General features: G+C 45.6%; 19 protein-coding genes. 12 read left to right on the forward strand and 7 right to left on the reverse strand.

Annotation, left to right across the window (positions count from 1 at the left end; all coding sequences use genetic code 11):
* Positions 1–11 precede the first annotated feature (11 nt).
* The 6 genes from HCK03_RS09190 to HCK03_RS09215 all read right to left on the reverse strand — a co-directional run bounded on the left by HCK03_RS09190 (position 12) and on the right by HCK03_RS09215 (position 4,340).
* A complete protein-coding gene (locus HCK03_RS09190; RefSeq protein ID WP_167691451.1) occupies positions 12–233 on the reverse strand; it encodes a hypothetical protein in 222 nt (73 codons plus the stop codon).
* Positions 234–631: 398 nt separating this feature from the next.
* Positions 632–841, reverse strand: coding sequence for a TraR/DksA family transcriptional regulator (locus tag HCK03_RS09195; protein ID WP_015689816.1), 210 nt, complete (start codon positions 839–841; stop codon positions 632–634).
* Positions 831–1,418: a DUF2857 domain-containing protein gene (locus HCK03_RS09200; RefSeq protein WP_167691452.1), complete on the reverse strand. Its 588-nt coding sequence runs from the start codon at positions 1,416–1,418 to the stop codon at positions 831–833. Before HCK03_RS09200 ends, HCK03_RS09195 begins: the two co-directional genes overlap by 11 nt.
* Before the next feature lie 14 nt (positions 1,419–1,432).
* Positions 1,433–1,627 (reverse strand): AlpA family transcriptional regulator, encoded by a 195-nt coding sequence (locus HCK03_RS09205; RefSeq protein ID WP_009635172.1) that lies wholly within the window; start codon positions 1,625–1,627, stop codon positions 1,433–1,435.
* Between the two features lie 139 nt (positions 1,628–1,766).
* Positions 1,767–2,693 (reverse strand): hypothetical protein, encoded by a 927-nt coding sequence (locus tag HCK03_RS09210; RefSeq protein ID WP_167691453.1) that lies wholly within the window; start codon positions 2,691–2,693, stop codon positions 1,767–1,769.
* Between the two features lie 669 nt (positions 2,694–3,362).
* Complete coding sequence (locus HCK03_RS09215) at positions 3,363–4,340, reverse strand: XdhC family protein (protein ID WP_167691454.1); 978 nt, start codon at positions 4,338–4,340, stop codon at positions 3,363–3,365.
* 812 nt (positions 4,341–5,152) lie between these two features.
* Between HCK03_RS09215 and HCK03_RS09220 the strand changes: the two genes are divergently transcribed.
* The 5 genes from HCK03_RS09220 (at position 5,153) to HCK03_RS09240 (ending at position 10,955) form a co-directional block, all read left to right on the forward strand.
* Complete coding sequence (locus HCK03_RS09220; protein ID WP_206110949.1) at positions 5,153–5,614, forward strand: (2Fe-2S)-binding protein; 462 nt, start codon at positions 5,153–5,155, stop codon at positions 5,612–5,614.
* The gene (locus HCK03_RS09225; protein WP_167691456.1) at positions 5,611–7,863 is read left to right on the forward strand and encodes a xanthine dehydrogenase family protein molybdopterin-binding subunit; all 2,253 of its coding nucleotides are present in this window, start codon (positions 5,611–5,613) and stop codon (positions 7,861–7,863) included. The genes HCK03_RS09220 and HCK03_RS09225 overlap by 4 nt, the downstream gene beginning before the upstream one ends.
* Positions 7,864–8,116: 253 nt before the next feature.
* Positions 8,117–9,241, forward strand: a complete 1,125-nt coding sequence (locus HCK03_RS09230) for a c-type cytochrome (protein WP_228283768.1) — start codon at positions 8,117–8,119, stop codon at positions 9,239–9,241.
* A gap of 72 nt (positions 9,242–9,313) precedes the next feature.
* Positions 9,314–9,880 carry an NTP transferase domain-containing protein gene (locus HCK03_RS09235; protein ID WP_167691458.1) on the forward strand — a complete coding sequence of 189 codons (567 nt, stop codon included), beginning with the start codon at positions 9,314–9,316 and terminating at the stop codon, positions 9,878–9,880.
* Positions 9,881–10,061: 181 nt separating this feature from the next.
* The gene (locus HCK03_RS09240) at positions 10,062–10,955 is read left to right on the forward strand and encodes a LysR family transcriptional regulator (protein ID WP_167691459.1); all 894 of its coding nucleotides are present in this window, start codon (positions 10,062–10,064) and stop codon (positions 10,953–10,955) included.
* Between the two features lie 301 nt (positions 10,956–11,256).
* On the opposite strand, the gene HCK03_RS09245 is transcribed toward HCK03_RS09240, so the two are convergent.
* Complete coding sequence (locus HCK03_RS09245; RefSeq protein ID WP_167691460.1) at positions 11,257–12,147, reverse strand: LysR family transcriptional regulator; 891 nt, start codon at positions 12,145–12,147, stop codon at positions 11,257–11,259.
* A 341-nt stretch (positions 12,148–12,488) separates the two neighbouring features.
* Between HCK03_RS09245 and HCK03_RS09250 the strand changes: the two genes are divergently transcribed.
* From HCK03_RS09250 to HCK03_RS09280, 7 genes are all read left to right on the forward strand, one after another.
* Complete coding sequence (locus tag HCK03_RS09250) at positions 12,489–13,517, forward strand: alpha/beta hydrolase (RefSeq protein WP_167691461.1); 1,029 nt, start codon at positions 12,489–12,491, stop codon at positions 13,515–13,517.
* Positions 13,518–14,044: 527 nt separating this feature from the next.
* On the forward strand, positions 14,045–14,293 hold the full coding sequence (locus HCK03_RS09255; protein ID WP_167691462.1) for a YdgH/BhsA/McbA-like domain containing protein: 249 nt from the start codon (positions 14,045–14,047) through the stop codon (positions 14,291–14,293).
* A gap of 450 nt (positions 14,294–14,743) precedes the next feature.
* Positions 14,744–15,946, forward strand: coding sequence for an NHL repeat-containing protein (locus tag HCK03_RS09260; RefSeq protein WP_206110938.1), 1,203 nt, complete (start codon positions 14,744–14,746; stop codon positions 15,944–15,946).
* Positions 15,947–16,569: 623 nt separating this feature from the next.
* Complete coding sequence (locus HCK03_RS09265; RefSeq protein ID WP_228283769.1) at positions 16,570–17,073, forward strand: cyclophilin-like fold protein; 504 nt, start codon at positions 16,570–16,572, stop codon at positions 17,071–17,073.
* Positions 17,074–17,285: 212 nt separating this feature from the next.
* Positions 17,286–17,825, forward strand: a complete 540-nt coding sequence (locus HCK03_RS09270) for a cyclophilin-like fold protein (protein WP_206110939.1) — start codon at positions 17,286–17,288, stop codon at positions 17,823–17,825.
* A gap of 460 nt (positions 17,826–18,285) precedes the next feature.
* Complete coding sequence (locus HCK03_RS09275; RefSeq protein WP_206110951.1) at positions 18,286–19,425, forward strand: MFS transporter; 1,140 nt, start codon at positions 18,286–18,288, stop codon at positions 19,423–19,425.
* Positions 19,426–19,576: 151 nt separating this feature from the next.
* The gene (locus HCK03_RS09280) at positions 19,577–20,278 is read left to right on the forward strand and encodes an SDR family oxidoreductase (protein ID WP_206110940.1); all 702 of its coding nucleotides are present in this window, start codon (positions 19,577–19,579) and stop codon (positions 20,276–20,278) included.
* Positions 20,279–20,415 lie beyond the last annotated feature (137 nt).

The following is a 20,415-nucleotide window of genomic DNA, read 5'->3' on the forward strand; positions in this document are numbered from 1 at the left end:
ATAAAAGCGGGTTAAGCGGAGGCGGTATCCTGCGAAATGTCGTTCTCTTCTCTGGGCTCAAGCAACACCAGCTTTCCGGAAACGGCAATGCCGGGCGTCAGTACCACATTCAGGCCGGGTTTACCGTGATGGGCAAAAGCCACACCGACTTTCGTCCACCAGGTGTTTATTTCACCCTGTGGGTCGGACTGACTTTCATGGGTGACAAATACGTGATAAATGGGTTTTCTCATGGAATATCCTTTAATTAAAATAACAGTGCATGAAATAAATAGGTCACATTCCAATTCTGCATTCCGGTTTTAACGGGTCAGCGAGAACATTCAGCGGCACCCTGAATTGTGGTTTCATGACAGCCCGAACCTTATTTTTAAAGAGCAGTGCCCGAACCAGGCGAATTAACGTCAATACGGGTAACTATTATGTAATGAGGTTTTCAGGATCAGATATCCGGGGCGGTATATGAACGATAAATTCAAAGTTAAAATGAGAGAGATAAATTAGCGGTGGAGGGGGATAAGCTTTGGGGTAAATAAAAGGAAGTGAAATATCTAATAAAGACGACTGTGGATTTATAGTTAATGATAGAGACATGCAGGGAAAATATTCCTGCATGTCTCTGTGACCATTATTAACGTCTTCGGCGTTCAAGTTTTTCCTGACATTCCGTGCAGGTGGTTATGCCCGGCAGTGCCAGCCGTCGCTTTTCAGGAATGGGCTTACCGCATACACGACAATGGAATAATGATGGCGTAGGCCCTGGCTTAAAACGACTCTGTTCAATCATCTCCTCCAGCCGTTGTTCATTAAATTCCTGATCGCGGTCGATCTCATCCGGCATGTGCGGCCCTCCGGTCTGACGCCTCCCGCTCGCAAAGTGCGATACGCTTCCAGACGATGGTCAGTGACAATCCTTCGACTTTCGCCAGCAGGGTTTGCGTTACCTGCATCATGGCGGCCAGCGCATCGGTCGATTCCAGGTTGGCCACCCGGCATTGTTGCCATTGCCGCCAGATGGCCGCATCCGTATCTTCGTCCGGCTCTGGCGTCCGGCCATAAGGCACACGGACGCCCAGTAACCGGCGGCGAAGGCAAACTTCGTTGGAGGTGAGGCCAAAATACTTGTTGAGTAGCGCAATTGACCCCCCAAGCCGGATGGCATGATTGATACGCTGTTGCTGCAGCACCTCCTCACGGGATTTCTCCAGAAGCAGGCGTAACGCGTCGTGATGAACCGTCACAGTCAAAAACTGCGCAGACTCCCGACTGATGATAAAAAGTTCGTCTAGTGATAATTGGTTGAGGGCATTCATTTCATCGAAAGTGAATCCTAGCGATTCGCAGTAACGAATGTTGCCATCCTTCAAGGCATGCAGGGCATCGGTTAATACGGCGTAATTCAGTGATGGGATAATCATGGTATTTTCTCCCTTCAGCCTATTGAGCGGCGGACTAATTTAATATTGATCCATTCGTCAATTTCCGATTCGAGCCAGGCGACACTGGCCGGGCCAATCTTTATTGAGCGTGGGAAGGTACCGTCTTTCATATACAGATAGATTTGAGAGCGCTTCAAGCCCGTTTTTTCTTCAACCTGTTTCAGACGTAATAACTGATGAGATGTCACGGTATTCTCCTGTGGCAGATATAACGCTAGCCGGGAGATAACACGACAACACAAAGTCGTGGTGTGGAGAAAGTTGATGAGCCCGTATTACGGAAAATACAATCCTTAATACGGACTTACACAGAAAAGGGACATCATCTTATTTTTGTGCCGATATGGAAGAGGGTGAGCCGCGTTCAAGGGCAGTCTTCAGTGTGTCACCACTCAACCGATCGGTAATGCCCTCGTCTGACGCCCACTGCTCGAAAATTGACAAAAGTTTATATGGTTGTGTGATTAATGGAGAAATTGTCCCATTATACTTACAGGCAAGCCAGAATAAACGGGACAACGGTGTAGATATGCGGGGTGAGCATATGGGTAACTTTTTGTTTTTAGTACATATGTTAACTAGTTTATCAAGTTCAGCATGCCGGATAACAAAACAAGCATCCGGAGGTAAGTCATAAACAGGGAAATATTCTTTATGATAAATATCATCTATGTATTTTGAAAAAACGTTCTCATTAAGATATTGTGTGATATTGTTAGGTAATCGCATTATTTGATTTTTTATTCTTTCTTCCCATGTAATCTTTTCGAATATTTGGAAGATCTCACCTAAGTAGATAACAGAAACACCAAAATTTATATCATTTGCTCCTTTTACAGGCAATGGGATGTTAAGTGAGTGAGATAATAATCGCTGAATTTCTATATACTCATACCCTGTCAAATTTGTATCGATAATCCTCTCTGTAGGTGAGATATATTCGCCTTCGGTACTGATAATTAAGCTATTTCCACTCAGGAAGCATTTGTTTTCGACTAAGCATAGCCTATGAATTGATGAATTTTTAACATGATGTAGTGTTATTTTATTGTGGGATATTTTAACTTTTCGAAGAATGATAGGTGATTGGAAATAAATGGAAAGACAGATATTCCCATACAAGGCGTGGCGGTAAATGTCGCTATCTTTAATGTTTAAATTTGTTTCTTTATTTGCTATTTGGACAGCTTCCTCTATGGTAATCCAGTCCTGCATATGATTTTTGGAATTCAAAAATAAATTATATTTTCGCATGGCACCATCTCCTTATTAATAATGAATCCCCCTGTTAAAATATTTAAATTTTACTGTAATTTAAGTTGATATTTTAGTTATAAAAATGGATGTGTAGTATGTAATTAAGCATGTGCTGAGGTGTTTTAGGAACTAAAGGTCATCTTAAAATGAACAATCCACATATGAATGGATTAGTTAATCAATTTAAATAAAATATTTTTCCTGAGGTGAGGTGTCTAATATAGAGGGCGGTTGATAAGTAGAGCTAATAAAAAATCGATCAAAGTGAAGGAGTACTATGACGTGGTTTGCTAGACGAAGCAGTGTGTGGCCTGAATGCATCTGCATAATCTGATAGGATGTAATGGTGACGCAGATATTGAGACCTTGGAAGAATAAAACTCGCCACTATAGATATTAACTGCATCATGATAATAACATATTCATGAGTGTGTTATTATGACCATATTTATGAATGTCTTGGTATGGAAAATTAATTATAAAGCCGATGCTTGACTGGGACTTAACGAGTAAAGTAACTAAATGGAATGACGGTATGGTGGCCGTTAGACTGCATCGGAATATAACCCTCTAGTTTAATTGTTTTTTACTGTAAATGTGATATGGAAGTCACACTTATTATAGGTTTAATTGATTTGTTGATTGATCAGAAACCGATCATTGCATTCATATTTTCTGATTAAATGCACCATTCTTATAACGTACAATGTCAGCCATGACAGCTAAGGCAATCTCAGCTGGTGTTTTACTGGCTATAGACATGCCGATCGGAGCATGAATTCGATTTAGTTGTTCTTCTGATAACTCTGCAATATCGCGTAACCTTTCAATCCTACGCTTACTATTACGCAATGAACCCATTGCACCAATATAAAAGGCTTTTGTATTTACAGCTTCCATCAAGGTTAGGTCATCAATACGTGGATCGTGTGTCAGAGAGACAATTGCAGTGCCTGGGTGGCAACCTTCTTTCTCAAGATAAATGGCTGGGAAAATACGTAACAGTTTGACGCCTGACTCGAGCCCATCGGTAAAATTAGCTAACAAGTCTTCGCGACTTTCACAAACCAATGTTTCAAAACCTAGGGCAAGAGCAAAATTAGCGCAATATATAGCAACAACGGAGAGACCTGCAATAATTATTCGTGGAGGTGAGGCGAGTGTCAGAGTAACAGTATTTTCATCGTAAAATGCCAGGGTGTTGCTGGCATACGGGCGAGTAAGGAGTAGAGAACAAGCATGTGGCAAACTGATTTTTTTTTCCAGAGTTTCCGCACCGCTGATGGCATTTAGCATACGGCGCAAATAAGCAATGCTTATTTGACCAAAGGGGAGTTTCTCTACCAAAATATCGAGGATACCCCCACAAGGCAGCGCACGATCAGGAACTAACCCACCATCACCATAACGTATTACCTGTGTGGCGAGGAGAATTTCATTGCGTGCAATTCGGCTGATGAAATCTTCTTCTATACAGCCACCCGAGAGCGACCCCTGATAGCGACCATCAGATTTAATGACCATCATCGTACCTGGTGGACGTGGTGATGAACCATAGGTGCTTAGTACTGTACATAACCAAATATCGTCTTGCTCTGCCCATTCGGCGGCCATGCTAAGTACATGAATATCAATATTTTGCACAATGACCATTTCCTATTGTAAGTATTATCTAGTGCCAATTTTTTCATTTAATTATAAACTACCCTGCCGAACGACAGGATATATAGTCCAACATTTAGTTGACGCTGATGATGTTAAAATAATGAAGTGTGTCGCAAATCGACTGATGATATCCCAACATTGCCAGCTAAAAGTAAATTGTCCTATAGTATTTTAATTTCAAGATGGACATTGAACTTTTTATGTAAAGCTCCTTGGCTAAACTATATCATTTATAGCTGTATTATGGGCGTGTTTAAACATATTCTGAACTTCTGAACTTCTGAACTTCTGAACTTCTGAACTTCTGAACTTCTGAACTTCTGAACGATGAAGTTGGCATTTTTTTTTCTGTTTGATACTGGTGTCAGAACTGAAATCACTACTGAAATTTACATTGTTTTTTAAAGAAATCATAGGGTGAGTTTTTAACAAATATAATTTATTATAAATCATATACCAACTTTCACGTTTATGAAAGGTTATGTAATTAAAAACAGTTATGAATAAAACTAATAACACATTATTTATGACGCTACGCTCACCAAAGATTATTAATCTAAATTACTCATATCTGATATGTATTCACCGCACTTAAAATGAGGGTTTAACTGAGTTAAAATTGTTAACCCAAGACTATTTTAAGCTGCTTTATCTATTGCTGTACAAACAGAAAATTGTTTTTCTGCGGCAATAAGCAAGCCACCGGCGGGCCAAGGTTACTGCTGCTCTCAGACGGTGCACATCACAATATTCGCCTGAAAAATATAAACGTTCTAAGAACGTACTGGAGGATTATGGAACTGCAAATCAATAACCAGATCTTTAAGGTTGATGCTGAGGGCGACACCCCTTTACTTTGGGTGCTTCGGGATGAACTGGCGATGACAGGTACCAAGTACGGTTGCGGTTTGTCGCAATGTGGCGCCTGTTCGGTAATGATTGACGGGAGAGTTGTGCGTTCCTGTGTCACTCCGATCGATACACTGGATGGCAAGAAAATCACTACGATTGAAGCAATTGAGGCAGATGATGTCGGAAAACGGGTTGTTGCTAGTTGGGTGAAACATCAGGTGCCACAATGCGGTTACTGCCAGTCTGGTCAGGTTATGGCGGCAACTTCGTTGTTAAAACAAGTCCCAAATCCTACAGATAAAGATATTGCGGATGCAATGGTGAACCTTTGTCGCTGCGGTACCTATAACGCCATTAGTGCAGCGATTCACGATCTGGCTGATGAAGGGATAAAAGGATGAAAATAAAGATGAATGGTGATCAGGAAAGCGAACTGCCTTTTCCAATGCTTACGCCCGTAAACCTTTCCCGTCGCAAATTTTTACTAGCATCAGTTGGTACTGCAACTGGTGCATTTGTTCTGGGTTGTGGGTTGCCTCTGGGCAAAGCCCGAGCTGCGCAAGTGGAGTTAAAACCAGGCACACGGGTCCCTGCATTTCTTGAAATTCGCTCTGATAATACGATCCGTTTCCAATGCCCATTTATTGAGGGGGGACAGGGGATCTTTACTGCGATGGCGCAAATCGTTGGCGAAGAACTAGATGCCGATCCATCGACGTTTATTGTCGAAAATGCCCCAGCTGGGACAGATTATAAAGTACTTGATATCGGCGCCCGTATTACGGGTGGAAGCATGTCGGTTCGACTGAGCTATACCACGATGCGTCGCCTTGGGGCGCTTGCACGACAGATGTTGCTTCAGACGGCGGCCAGAGCTCTGAATGTAGATATGTCTGCTCTCATTACAGAGCCAGGACGTGTGATACATCCTCCGAGCTCCCGTGAATTGACCTACGGTCAGCTAGCCCCACTGGCGATGGATTTGCCGGTACCCGATCCTGAAAGTGTACCTTTGAAGGATCCTACCCAGTTCCGATGGATCGGTAAGTCTATTCCTCGTCTGGATATGCATGGAAAATCGACCGGCCAGGTAATCTATTCCATTGATTGCCGTGTTGATGGCATGTTACAAGCTGCTGTTCAGCATGCGCCGCGCATAGGGCTGACCCCTGGTGATATTTATAACGAAGATCGTGTCAAAGAGATGAAAGGTGTCCATTCTGTACACCGTCTACCTGGGGCGGTAGCGGTAGTGGCAGAGCGCTGGTGGACGGCGAAACGTGCAGCGGAGGCGCTACAGGTCGAGTGGCGTGAGCCTGGTCCGGATGAAAACATGCGTTATATGCCAGCAGACTTTTCTTCCGAAGCCTTTGCCGCTGAACTGGCCGCCACTCAGGGGCCGGGGGAAACGGCGGAAGCAAAGGGTGATACCACAAAAGCATTGCTAGAGGCTGCCAGCACACTTGGTGCGACCTATCATAGCCAATATCTGAATCATGCGCAGTTGGAACCCCCTTCAGCAATCGCGCGTTTTAATGCTGACGGCACACTCGAGTTGTGGTTGCCCAACCAGGCACCGGAAATGTTCCAGGCGGATGCAGCCACAAGAACTGGACTCGAACCGAGTAAAATCATAATTCACTCCCCGCTGCTTGGCGGTTTTTTTGGTCGTCATTTCGTTTATGACACTGCGATGGTCTATCCACAAGCGATCCTGCTCGCGAAAGCTACAGGTCGCCCAGTCAAGGTTATCTGGAGTAGGGAAGAAGAGTTTCTACGTGATACGCGTCGACCAATGGCAGCGGTGCGTTTTCGAGCAGGACTGGATGCTGAAGGTTATCCACTAGCCATTGAAGCGATCAGTATTTGTGAAGGTCCAACGGAAGGCATTGCAGGCAAGCGTGGAGAAAAAATCGACGATACGGCGCTTGAGGGGCTAACCGGTAAAGTTTATGCCATTCCAAATACTCGTATCGCTCAGATTTACAAAAAAGGTCCAGTGATGCTTGGTTATTGGCGTTCAGTGGGCAACTCAATGAATGACTTTCTTTATGAGTCTTTCCTTGATGAAATTGCCGATAAGGGTGGGAAAGACCCATTAGAATTGCGTATGCGTTTGCTTCAGGGCAATGCGAGATTAACCCGACTTTTACAAGCGGTCGTTGATCTGTCTGGAGGCTGGAAAGCCGGCCCCTTTACAGCAGAGGATGGTAGCGTTCGCGCCCGTGGTGTGGCGATGGCCACAGCTTTTGGAACGGAAGCCGCAGCGATCGCTGAAGTCTCGATTGAGAATGGTCTGGTGAAAGTGCATGACATCTGGGAGGCCATAGATCCCGGTAGCATTGTTAATCCGGCGATTATCGAATCTCAGGTCAATGGTGCTGTAGCCCTCGGACTCTCTCAAGTACTGCTTGAAGAAAGTGTATTCGAACACGGTCAGCCGATGGCTCGTAATTACGATATGTATCCCATCCTTACGCTGACGCGTATGGCGAGGGTTCATGTCCGAATTATTGAAAGTGGTGAAAAGATGGGAGGTATTGGTGAACCGCCGCTGCCAGCAATTCCTCCTGCTGTCGCCAATGCGGTATCCAAGCTGACCGGACAACGTATCCGCAGTATGCCGCTATCGCGATACACTTTTTCATAACCAGTGGATTCTAATCTCGGGGAAAACTATGACGAAGAAAAGGATGGGGATCGTTCTTGTCGTACTGCTACTGGCCTGCATAGGTACGACGTTGTTTGTTATGCGGACACCCTCGTCACCTTTTGATGGTCAGCACGATGTGTCCGAACCATCGACTGAACTTATCCGGCAGGGGGAGTATGCGGCCAGGGTGAGTGACTGTGTAGCCTGCCACAGCACACCTAAAAGTGCCCCTTTCGCAGGTGGTCTGAAAATGGCCACGCCGGTTGGGGTTATTTATACCACCAATATTACGCCTGATCGCGCAACTGGGATTGGTGACTATTCATTGGCGGATTTTGACCGAGCAGTGCGGCATGGTGTTGCCAGAGATGGCCATCGCATGTATCCGGCCATGCCTTATCCCTCGTATGTCAAACTGAGCGATGAGGATATTACTGCACTATACGCCTGGTTTATGCATGGTGTCCGGCCAGTGAAGCAGGAGAACACGGCGAGTGAAATTCCATGGCCGTTGAATATGCGCTGGCCGCTAGCGTTTTGGAATAGTGTTTTTGTGCCTTCTCGAGACTTGCAACAAAAAAGTAGTAAAGATGCACTGTGGAATCGAGGTGCTTATCTCGTTGAAGGTCCGGGGCACTGCGGAAGCTGTCACACGCCGCGCGGATTGGCGTTTAATGAGAAGGGACTTGATGCTGACAGCCCACATTTCCTAGCTGGCGCTCTCCTGGATGGCTGGTATGCACCTAGCCTGCGTGGGGATGCTAACACAGGGCTTGCACGCTGGAGCGAAGAAGATATTGTAACCTTCCTGAAAACGGGCAGAAACAAACATTCAGTAGTCTTTGGCTCTATGACTGAGGCTTTTAATAACTCCACGCAGTTTATAAACAATGGAGATCTGCGAGCGATTGCGCATTATCTTAAATCATTGCCCCCTGGTAGTAATAATCAGGAGGTAGCATGGAGCTATCAGGATACGCCGGAAGAAGTTCTTTCAATCGGATCACGGCGGAATATTCCTGGGGCACAGACCTATATGACGCGTTGCGCAAGTTGTCACGGTGATAATGGTCGTGGTAAAGCACCGTGGATCCCTCCGCTAGCTGGAGCAACATCGATGATGGTGGATCCTGCATCGGCGATTAATGTGACGCTTAACGGTTCAGGTCGTGTAGTGGAGGATAGTGTTCCTGACGCATATCGCATGCCATCCTTCCGCAAACAGCTTTCTGATAAAGAACTTGCGGATGTTTTGACCTTTATTCGCGGTTCTTGGGGAAATAATGGCGATCCAGTAACGGCAAAAGAGGTCAGTGATATGCGCCCGCGAACCGATCCAGCGAGCAGTGATGTCATCATTTTGCAAATGCGATAAAGAGTAAATCCCATAAGAGGCCCGTTCAGAGTTAGAAGGGCCTCTTTTTTCTGAAGGAAACAATAGCTCATTATGTCTTACGGTATTCTTATTCTTGCTGCGGGGGAAGGCAGACGTTACCGACAAAGCGGAGGAAAGGGAGATAAATTGCTCGCCTGCTATCCTGATATACACGGACAAAGAGTACCCCTTCTGCAGTTAACGCTAAATAACGCCCTGAGTACAAACCTGCCTGTAATGGTCGTCTGCCGTCCAGAAGCTCAATCTGTTTACCGATTGGCCGAAAAATTCGAAGTGAACATCACTCAAATAGCCAGTTGTGGAAGTGGTGAGACAATCGCTACTGGCGTCCGGGCTACAATGCACTGGTCTGGTTGGCTGATTGTGCCGGGAGATATGGGATGGGTCAGGGCGGAGGATTATCAAAAAGTTGTTGTTGGTCTTCAACGGGGTTATCAGCAGGTTCGTCTATCGTGGAAAAAAGAACCGGGCCATCCGGTTGGTTTTTCTCACCACAACAGAGAAGCTCTATCTAATCTTCAAGGAGATACGGGGGCAAGAAGCCTGTTGCAACCCAACCTTCTGGTTACGTTTCAGGCTTCAGCAAGAGTTGTTCAAGATGCGGATTTTCCAATTTAATCGTTCGTTTCCATAAAATGCATAGGTAATTAATAAGCCTACATTATAACTTCTATTCCATTTAAGACAAAGTCAACTGGGACATTGTGACTTATCATGACACAAAAATGATAACCAATTGCTGTATCGGATTCGTATGCATTTCCGATAAATAGTGTTTCCAAGACAGGAGTTAGTCTTATTGGCCCGCGAAAATCTTAATGATCTTGCAGTGTTTGTTGTTGTTGCGCGTGAAAAAAACTTCACTAAAGCGGCGGCTCAGCTCGGTGTCTCGCAATCTGCGCTCAGTCATTGTATTCGTACTCTGGAAGGCCGCCTAGGCATAAAATTGCTAGTGCGAACTACGCGTAGTGTTTCGCTTACGGAAGTCGGAGATAAGCTGCTCAACGAATTAGGTCCCTATATTGATGGTATTCAGGACAAACTACAGTCGCTGAAAGATTCGAGCGATGAACCATCGGGTACAATTCGTATTTCTACTACTGATTATGCTATTAAAACAGTGATTTGGCCAAAGGTTCGCCAAATGCTAAAAGATTATCCAAAAATCCAGTTGGAATTAATTGATGAATATGCACTGACGGATATCGTATCTGGCCGGTATGACGCGGGCGTCCGTTTTGGTGAGCAGGTCTCAAATGGTATGGTATCAGTTCGCATTGGTCCTAACGTACGGTTCGCTGTTGTTGGTTCGCCAGACTATTTTAAAGGTCGTATGGTACCCCATCATCCCAGTGATCTGATGAAACACAATTGCATAAATCTGCGATTTCCTACATATGGGAACATTTATGCATGGGAATTTGAGAAAGATGGAAAAAGTTTGAATGTTAAGGTTAATGGGCAGTTAATTTTCAGCAGAATATATCAGATACTCAATGCTTCACTCGAAGGATATGGGTTAGCCCATGTTCCGCATGATATTGCTGAAGATTATATTTCCAGTGGAGAACTCGTCAGTGTGTTGGAGGACTGGTGTCCGAAGTGGGAAGGTTACTATCTATATTATCCTGACAGACGGCAACTTTCAAAACCATTTAAATTGCTACTCGAAGCACTTCGCTACTATAAATAAAAATCGAATAAATCGAAAATGGTGGACAGGGGGTTTTTGTTATTAATACGATGGATTAATACATTTATTTGTTCTTTGGTGCTATAACATAAGAAGTCAGCTTAGAGTGCTAAGGTTTTTTTGACTCTTTTTGATTATATATCGCTAAGAGTCATTTTTACTTAACTACACGCCAAATATTTTCTTTAACTAATAGCAATCTAAATGGCTCACGATTGTTTTCATTTTTATTTTAAATCCCATTGTTTGATATCTATAAGATGATAAAATTTACACGATTGTGGGGTTTTTAGAGGAAATATCAAGCCTTTCTTCTTAAGGCATCTACAACTAATGAAAAGGCCGGCGATGGTTGTTTTCTACTTGGGTAATAGAGGTAATACCCTGGGAAAGGTATACACCATTCATCAAGTACGCGAATAAGTTTCCCCTCTGAAATGTTGGATCCAAACTCTTCCTCAGGGAGAAAAGCAATCCCCAACCCGGCAAGTGCAGCATCAATCATATGAGCCGAAGTATTAAATGTCAGTTGCCCTTCAACCCGAACGTTTACCGGCCCTTTTTTATTATCAAACTCCCACACATATATTCCACCTGAGCTAGTCATTCGCATATTAATACAGTTATGATGAACTAAATCTTTAGGCGACAGAGGTTTAGGATTGGCGGAGAAATATTCCGGCGAGGCAACTGCTGCCATTCTTAACGGTGGTCCAATAGGGATGGCAATCATATCTTTATCTATCGTGTCACCCAACCGTACTCCTGCATCATACCTGTCGGCAACAATATTTCGAAAACCATGATTAGCATCAAATTCTAGTTTGATATCCGGGTATTCTCTTAATATTGGTGCCAATTTCGGTAAGAGAGTCATATGTAGCACACTTGGTCCACAGGTTATACGTACTGTACCTGCGGGTTTATCCCGGAGCTCCGTCACCATATCTAATTCTGTTTCAATTTCATCGAAACGTGTGCCAATTGTAAGTAGCAAGCGCTCTCCTGCACTAGTCAGTGAAACGCTACGTGTAGTACGTGTCAGTAACCGGATTCTCATGCGATTTTCCAGACCGGTAATTACCTGACTCAGTGCTGGCTGTGTCACACCTAGCCTAGCGGCCGCACGCGTGAAACTCCCTTCTCGCGCAACCGTAATAAATGAGAACAGATCATTAAAGTTACGTTTCATCAAGCCCCACTCGGTTATGATTGATAAGTAATACTTATAACTACTTTAAGTATCCATTAGCTCAAAGGATACCCTATCCCGTTACGTTTCATCAAGCGCCACCCCGTTAAGATTGATAAGTAGTGCTTATAACCATATTAAGTATTCATTAGCTTGTAAGCATATCCCATACATGTAGACTAATTACCAAAGTATTACATCAGAGTTGTCATTTTTTTCCTGAAGTTTCTTCAGGGACGCTGACAATCTTTAATTTAATCACACAATCTCTGCATCCTAATCCTATTAATCGGGGGGGGGGTGTTCTTCGCTAATACTTATCTCTTAATGAGGGTAACAACATGAGGATATCAACCATGCTATTAGGGCTGATAATTACTACATTCACTGCAACAGGCGCAGATATGTCAAAAGGCGCAGATAATTTTTACAAGAGTGATAAGGTGACCACAGAAAAGGTCTCTTTCAACAATCAGTATAAAATGAAAATCGTCGGCAACCTGTTCATCCCCAAGAACATGAACAGAAACGCCAAAAACCCGGCGATCATTGTTGGTCATCCGATGGGGGCGGTGAAGGAGCAGAGCTCCAATCTGTATGCTCAGAAACTGGCCGAGCAAGGGTTTGTGACACTGGCAATCGACCAGTCATTCTGGGGAGAAAGTGAAGGGCAACCACGTAACGCCGTAGCGCCAGACATTTATGCCGAAGCCTTCAGCGCTGCGGTAGACTACCTGGGCACTCAGTCTTTCGTGGACCGTGAGCGTATCGGCGTACTTGGCATCTGCGGCAGCGGCAGCTTCGTGATCAGCGCGGCCAAGATCGACCCGCGTATGAAGGCCATCGCCACGGTCAGCATGTACGATATGGGGGCTGCCAATCGTAATGCACTGAACCATTCACTGACGCTGGAACAGCGTAAGCAAATTATCGCCCAGGCTGCGCAACAGCGCTATGTTGAGTTCACTGGCGGAAAAACTGAATATACCAGCGGTACTGTGCATAAAATCGATGAAAATTCTCACCCTATCGAGAAAGAATTCTACGATTTCTACCGCACACCGCGTGGTGAGTTTACGCCTGAGGGCTCTTCACCTCAGTTGACAACGCATCCGACGCTGACCAGCAACGTGAAGTTTATGAACTTCTATCCGTTCAATGATATCGAAACGATCTCGCCACGCCCGATGCTGTTCATCACGGGTGACCAGGCGCACTCGAAGGAGTTCAGTGAGGAAGCCTACAAGCTAGCAGGTGAACCCAAGGAGCTCTATGTTGTAAAAGGAGCTGGTCATGTGGATTTGTATGACCGGACGGATCTCATTCCGTTCTCCAAATTGACAAGCTTCTTCCAAGCCAATTTGAAATAATTTTCATACTCTCAAGTCGTCAAGAAGGGCCATGCTAAGGCGTGGCCTTTCTGATTGCAGCAATGTAGCCCTCCGAGCTAAAAGGTGAAAATGGCGGACTATAAGTTGTAATGCCATACTCAGCACTACCAATTCAATGTAAAAAGCTGCTGTATTACCCTTCAAAATCAATCTGTATTTCGGTGAATTGTGGCTTTTCATCTGTACAACCTCCGTTTTGGGAAGTATTTATCATGCCGGAATTTTTTCTGAATGGCAGGGCTTTGGGTAATGATCAATTAACAACGTTTTTTTATTTTTAAAAAGTATTCAGTGTCAGGATAGGTAAAGTTTATTTGTTGGATTGTCAGTGCGCCTTCATATATTGCCTCAGAACCGCATTCCTGCGCATTGATGAGATTTCTTCATTATTATTTTAAATGAGGTGGGATAATCAATAGGCAATAACTGTGTTAATATATCTTTGCATTAACACTCTCTTTTTAGTTGTTCGCTTAAAAATATAATTCATCTGTAAGGACTAGATCATGTCAAAAAAAATTATTTTAACTTTTTTATTAGTAGCATTCGCTCAGTCGTCATTCGCTGCTCAAGAAACATCGGTTTGCAGTGATAAGGAAAAGCTTGGGTTTGTATCAATTACGGGGGCAAGTAATCTTAGTGATGTCACTCAGCAACTGAATACTAAAGCGGATAACGTTGGTGCTTCAAGTTTTCGTATTATTTCTGCTGGGGGTAAAAATCGTATGTATGGTGTTGCAGAGATTTATAAATAATCCTTAAGATACTTCTCATTATCATCTATGAAGTAGCAGCGGCAGCAGGTTAATTCAGATGATTCACCCGTTATGCTGAAAAGTTTAAAGTAATATCATGAATAGTATTCTAATAATCCTTCCTGTGAAAAAGGGTGGTACCCAATAATACAACTGCACGTGCCAAAGGGAAAGTTGAGCATAATTTCTGGACGGTGACAGCGGCTCATGAACCCTTTTTATCATTTTAGAAACCGGAAACAGTGCTGTGGGGCAATGCTGACTCTAGAAGTATCTGCTCTGCTATAACTCCCAGCGTCACCACGGTGAGAAATACTCACGTCTGTAGGACTGGTTGCCCAAGTACCGATGTATCACTAGTGGGGCTGCTGGAAGTCCGCAGATCTCAAGAAACGTTTTGTCGGAGCGATTCTGGCATTCGCGTTTACGATGAATATCTAGGAATATTTAATGCGAAATCTCACCATCATTATTGGTTCTGTCTTTCATTTGCTTCTAGCCATGCCATCTTCTGCGCAGCCTACTGCGCAAAGGGCCCCGGTACTTGTCGCGGTTCAGGAGAACATCGTTGCCCCGGCCGGGACTAAGATTCCGCGCTTTGCCGTTGATGCTGCGTGGCCGCAGATGCCGGAGACTATGCTATGGGGAGAGGTCAGTGGCGTGGCGGTCGACAGTGATGACAGCGTCTGGCTGGTGCACAGACCCGACTCGCTCACCCAAACCGATAACGGTCTCGCCCAATCTCCTTCCATCGCGCTTTGTTGCCGTGCGGCTCCGCCGGTAGTGCATTTTAGTTCGGACGGAAGGTTTCTAGGCGGATTCGGTAACCCTGAGTCCGCGCCGACCATCGACGGCGTCAACCAGTGGCCTATCAGTCTCCACGGTATCTCCGTCGACAGCGATGGAACTCTCTGGTTCGCCGGCATCGGCCGTGGCGACCATGTGGTGGTAAACTACACGCGCGATGGCAAGTTTATTCGGCAGATCGGGCGTAGGGAGCAGACTGGTGGAAACGCCGATGACGAGCACCTTGGCAATCCATCCGATGTGAGTCACATCGGCAGTAGGGTGATTGTTGCCGATGGCTACATCAACCGTCGCTTCCTCGGATTTGATGAGTCCAGCGGAAAAGCTTTCGGTATCTGGGGAGCCTACGGCGCTACGCCTACATCCCAGACGCGTCAGGGCAACTTCGATCAGAGTCAGGCTACAGCGGGCAGCGGCCCCGATCCTGAATCGCGTGAGTTCGGCACGATCATCCACTGCGCTGTGCCGACCGGTGATGGACAGATCTATGTGTGCGATCGACAGAACAACCGTGCCCAACTGTTCGACCTGGGTGTGGACGGCACGATGACTTTCGTGCGCAATATCGTGATCGAAGGGAAGACTGGCGGACTTGGTACCGTTACTGATGTGGCTCTCTCACCGGACAAGAAGTATCTCTACGTCGGTGACATGATGAACGGAAGAATCTGGATCCTGCTGCGCTCGACCCATCAGGTGCTAGGCTCATTCGGTCGTATCGGCCGGCAGGTTGGTCAGTTCACCTGGATGCACTCGATCGACACCGACAGCCAAGGCAATCTGTACGTCACTGAAGTCGGAACCGGACGCCGTGTACAGAAATTCGTGCTTACCGGCTTGCGATGATCGTTTGGAAATCGGCTGGGTGGCTCAATCACCGAGCCGATCGTGCCACGGAGTCGACCGAGGCATGCTCTACCCATCTCGATGATGCGGTGCTCATATCACCGTGCTGTGTAGGGCAATGCGACTTTATTAGGAACGTTACCTGGGATCCAAGCGCATCACTCGGATACGGAAGTCTTCGCTGACCAGCCCTGTGTGGAAAACGGCACTAGGGAATCTTCGTTGATCCGCGTGTGTGTCTTGGCACGCAGTAGACGTATAGCAGTTCGCCGTCGTTGAGTTCGATAGAGCTGTAGCCAGGTGGTACCCACTTTGGAAACTGATGAACACGTATGCCACAGCTGTGGGTTATGTCTTTGTAGAAGCTATCGCCTAAATATATGCTGGTGCGGAAGAAGCAATTGAGGTCGCTTGTAGCATTATGCAAACCTCATGTATGGATTACTAATTAGTGTGGCTTATAAGGATTATAAGAACTCATTAGCTAGTCATGAGCGCAGGGATGCGCGATGATTAGACATATGAATAAGCTAACCGATTAACACTTCGCGGGGCTAAACCACTATTTTCTATATGTAAGTATCCAAATATTCATTGTTTGGCTGAGTGAAGGTTGAATCGAAATGATGACATTTATGAATATGTCAGTACCGATTTTTTTACGCAGATTAAGAGGTAATAGCCTCTCTCTAATCGCTGGTTCGCTGCTAAGTGTGATGGCATGCGCAATTGGTGCCGCCTACGCTGAGCCTGCATTGGAGTCCACCATGAAAATTCGTCTAAATGTCGATGGACAGATTGCTACGGCTGTTCTGTATGACAACGCCAGTACCCGTGCTTTTGTTGCACAGTTGCCATTGTCTTTGACGTTGACCGACTATGCACAAATCGAACGTATTGCATATCTTCCTCGTAAGCTGCCGAAGGGAAATATCGATACTACGTTGCCTGTCAAGGCAGGTGATATCGCCTATTACGCGCCTTGGGGCAATCTAGCGATCTTTGCTGAGGATGGTAGCGGCAACTATTCGGGCGATCTGATGAGGTTGGGTTCCGTTGATACAGGGTTGACCGTCCTGCAGCATCATGGGCCGTTACAGGTTCGTATCGAGCGAATAACAGACTGAGTCTTTGCAACGCCCTCAGCCACCCCGTTACTTTAATTTGAAGGTATCGATTGGCAAGGGCTAAGTCTGACTAATGGTATCCGATGTTAACCTCAACATCTGTTCGTATTTTGTCCACTCCGAACAGAACGTGGAATTTAAATACACGACATATCCCGTGGCTCCAATGTCAGAGTACGGAAGCAGTTATGCCTGTCTCATTGTGGGGGGTTATGGCAACGTTTGGTAGTTATCGGCAGCTTAAAACAATGTGTGCTGCAATCGTTCTGCTCACCATTCCGCTATTGAGTCAGGGAGGTGAGCCAGAAATGACCAAAGCAGTGAGTTCGAATAATTTACTGGATTTTTTGTTAATAAAGGAAAATCCAGTGAAGTCGGATAAAGCAACCGGATTGCTCAAGGTCCAGCTGATCTTTAAAGGGGGCGAAGCTGTTGTAGATCTCTATGACAATCCATCAAGTCGCGACCTTGCATCGTTATTACCACTGACCTTGATGTTTAGTGATTATAATAATGTTGAGAAGGTGGCGTATCCACCGAGAAAAATTATAACCGAAAATGCTCCATTCGGATTGACACCTACTACTGGAGATTTCGCACTGTACGCGCCATGGGGAAATCTGGTTGTATATTACAGGGGATATCGCCACTCAAACGACTTAATACCTTTGGGGCATTTTGTCTCGGGCCTTCAGCAATTGGCTGCAATAAATGGGAAGTTTAGCGTGCGTATCGAAAAGTTTGAGGATTAGCAGTAATCACTTCTTTATTACTTTTACGTGATTATCGGTATTTTATCATGGTGTTTTTTTTGGGCGTAAAACATTTCCCCTAGATGGAATGATTCGTCTGTATATTTCACTGTCCAATATAACTTAATTAGCAGCTCGCAATCTGACATTATTCGGCCACAACCCACCGCGACATTCATTGGGCATGAATAAGAATAGTTATGGGGCTTCGGCAATGCTAACCGGTATGGAACCCGAATTCATGAATTGGTGAGGTAATTCGGTTCCAGGTTATCGACGATGACTGTTGGGCAAATACCTTCGGGTCATTAAGGCGCAATACCATCAGGTAGATTTTTCATTATTTAACAGGACACAAAAAGATTTCATGACTTCGCATACGTCGGACGCTTCTGGCGCCAAAAAACATGGCCGTAATGAAACAGAAAATCAACCAGCTTATTGGAGTGGTGTTTTTGCAATGACCATGTGTGTCTTTGCACTGGTGGCTTCTGAGTTCATGCCGGTGAGTTTGCTGACTCCCATAGCTTCAGACCTCCTGGTGACAGAAGGAAAGGTAGGGCAGGGCATCGCTATTTCCGGTGCATTTGCAGTTCTGACCAGCTTGTCAATTACCTCGGTTGTAGGAAGCATGGATCGCAAAAAGTTATTGCTGATACTGACTGTATTGATGGCTATATCCGGTGCTGTCGTGGCAATGGCGCCGAATTATCCGACCTACATGGCAGGTCGCGCGCTTATCGGAGTGGTTATTGGAGGATTTTGGTCCATGTCAGCCGCTATGGCCCTTCGATTGGTTCCCACACGTCAGGTGCCGCGTGCTCTGGCCATTTTTAACGGTGGTAATGCACTGGCGACTGTGGTAGCTGCCCCGCTGGGTAGCTACCTGGGGTCAGTCATCGGCTGGCGTGGCGCCTTTTTCGGTTTGGTGCCCGTGGCAATAATCGCGCTTGTTTGGCAATGGGTAGCTTTACCTTCCATGAAGCCAGAAGCACAAACATCTGGCTCCGGCAATGTCTTTAGGTTGTTCAGGAGTCGAACTGTCCTTTTGGGTATGGCTGGCTGCGGCGCCTTTTTCATGGGGCAATTTGCACTGTTCACTTACCTTCGGCCGTTCCTTGAAACGGTAACGCACGTAAATGTTTCAATGCTGTCGTTAATCCTGCTCGTGATTGGTATTGCAGGTTTCATCGGAACCACCATCATTGGCACTTTTCTCAAACGTGGCCTATACGGACCGTTGATTGTCATTCCGTTTTTGATGGCGGCGATTGCTTTTGCATTAATCTCATTTGGGGAAAGTGTTGTTCCTGTGGCGATACTGCTGGGCCTGTGGGGGTTAGTGGCAACTGCGGCGCCAGTGGGGTGGTGGAGCTGGGTTGCCCAAACAATGCCAAAGAATGCAGAAACCGGCGGTGGGCTTATGGTCGCAGTTGTCCAGTTGTCAATTGCATTGGGCTCGACTGTTGGCGGGTTGTTGTTTGATGCCCAGGGTTATCAAAGTACTTTCGTAGCGAGTGCCGCTGTGCTTGTGCTGGCGGCCGTCTTGACCTTCCTGACTGCGCGTTCACAAGCATCAAGAGGGAGGCAGCCTGAGTAGGCTATGAGCTCGTAACGGAGCCTGGGTTGATGATTATTTTGAATATGTATGAGGGCATTCTGAGCCGAGCCAATGTGATGTTAGCCAAGGAACCATGAGAAAAATATACCGTTACTTATGCTTTTTTTAGCAACCGGAGTGGTCATTTTTCATGGGGCTGACAATCATCACCGTAAGTAACTTAATGAATCTAAATAGAGCCAGTTCCAAGATGAAGAATGTGATTTTAATCGGTGCCAATGGGCACACCGCTAAGGCAATTATTCCGCTCTTATTGGAGCAGAGCGATGTGCGGTTGACACTTTTTTTGCGCCGTGCGGCTCGAGTGAATGACCGCAAAAATGATCGTGTAAATATTGTTGAGGGGGATGCCACAAATATGGCGGATCTCAGGAATGCTATCAGCGAACAGGATATTGTTATCAGCACCTTGGGTGGTCCTGATCTCGATCTCAAAACAGCCAATATTGTTAGTGTGATGAAGGACCTGGGTACCAAGCGCATTATCGCCATCAGCGCGGGAGGTATTTATGATGAATTACCTGAACCTTTCAATTCCTGGGACAAGAGCATTGTCGGCCATTATCGCCCTTCTGGTCTGAAAACGGCAGAGGTGGTCGAGCAATCATCACTGACCTATACCGTATTGCGGCCGGTTTGGCTGACGGACAAACCGACTGAGGAATTTGAGTTGACGAAAAAGGGAGAAGTTTACAAGGGCACAGAGACATCGCGTGCAAGTATTGCTCGGTTTGTCGCTGAGGTTGTCGAAAACCCTGATCGCTATGCGAATGAGAATCTGGGAATAAGTCAACCCAATACTGATGGCATCAAACCCGCAGCATACCGTTAGTTTCACTGTTGATGTAGATAGAGCTGAGCGTATTTATGGGATGAGCATCATGACGTTCAGCCTCGTTACCTTAGGTTTTTCCTCCGGTGAGGCAATCCCGCCTGCTCTACATATTTAACTGCAGTCGTAGCAAACGC

This window comes from Klebsiella terrigena (assembly GCF_012029655.1).
GTDB classification, from domain to species: Bacteria; Pseudomonadota; Gammaproteobacteria; order Enterobacterales; family Enterobacteriaceae; genus Klebsiella; species Klebsiella terrigena.

Bases quoted from the DNA above. Each gene is read 5' to 3' on its own strand.
- HCK03_RS09190 (WP_167691451.1), bottom strand. From the start codon at position 233: ATGAGAAAACCCATTTATCACGTATTTGTCACCCATGAAAGTCAGTCC.
- HCK03_RS09195 (WP_015689816.1), bottom strand. From the start codon at position 841: ATGCCGGATGAGATCGACCGCGATCAGGAATTTAATGAACAACGGCTG.
- HCK03_RS09200 (WP_167691452.1), bottom strand. From the start codon at position 1,418: ATGATTATCCCATCACTGAATTACGCCGTATTAACCGATGCCCTGCAT.
- HCK03_RS09210 (WP_167691453.1), bottom strand. From the start codon at position 2,693: ATGCGAAAATATAATTTATTTTTGAATTCCAAAAATCATATGCAGGAC.
- HCK03_RS09225 (WP_167691456.1), top strand. From the start codon at position 5,611: ATGAAAATAAAGATGAATGGTGATCAGGAAAGCGAACTGCCTTTTCCA.
- HCK03_RS09230 (WP_228283768.1), top strand. From the start codon at position 8,117: ATGGCCACGCCGGTTGGGGTTATTTATACCACCAATATTACGCCTGAT.
- HCK03_RS09235 (WP_167691458.1), top strand. From the start codon at position 9,314: ATGTCTTACGGTATTCTTATTCTTGCTGCGGGGGAAGGCAGACGTTAC.
- HCK03_RS09245 (WP_167691460.1), bottom strand. From the start codon at position 12,147: ATGAAACGTAACTTTAATGATCTGTTCTCATTTATTACGGTTGCGCGA.
- HCK03_RS09250 (WP_167691461.1), top strand. From the start codon at position 12,489: ATGAGGATATCAACCATGCTATTAGGGCTGATAATTACTACATTCACT.
- HCK03_RS09255 (WP_167691462.1), top strand. From the start codon at position 14,045: ATGTCAAAAAAAATTATTTTAACTTTTTTATTAGTAGCATTCGCTCAG.
- HCK03_RS09260 (WP_206110938.1), top strand. From the start codon at position 14,744: ATGCGAAATCTCACCATCATTATTGGTTCTGTCTTTCATTTGCTTCTA.
- HCK03_RS09265 (WP_228283769.1), top strand. From the start codon at position 16,570: ATGATGACATTTATGAATATGTCAGTACCGATTTTTTTACGCAGATTA.
- HCK03_RS09270 (WP_206110939.1), top strand. From the start codon at position 17,286: ATGGCAACGTTTGGTAGTTATCGGCAGCTTAAAACAATGTGTGCTGCA.
- HCK03_RS09275 (WP_206110951.1), top strand. From the start codon at position 18,286: ATGACCATGTGTGTCTTTGCACTGGTGGCTTCTGAGTTCATGCCGGTG.
- HCK03_RS09280 (WP_206110940.1), top strand. From the start codon at position 19,577: ATGGGGCTGACAATCATCACCGTAAGTAACTTAATGAATCTAAATAGA.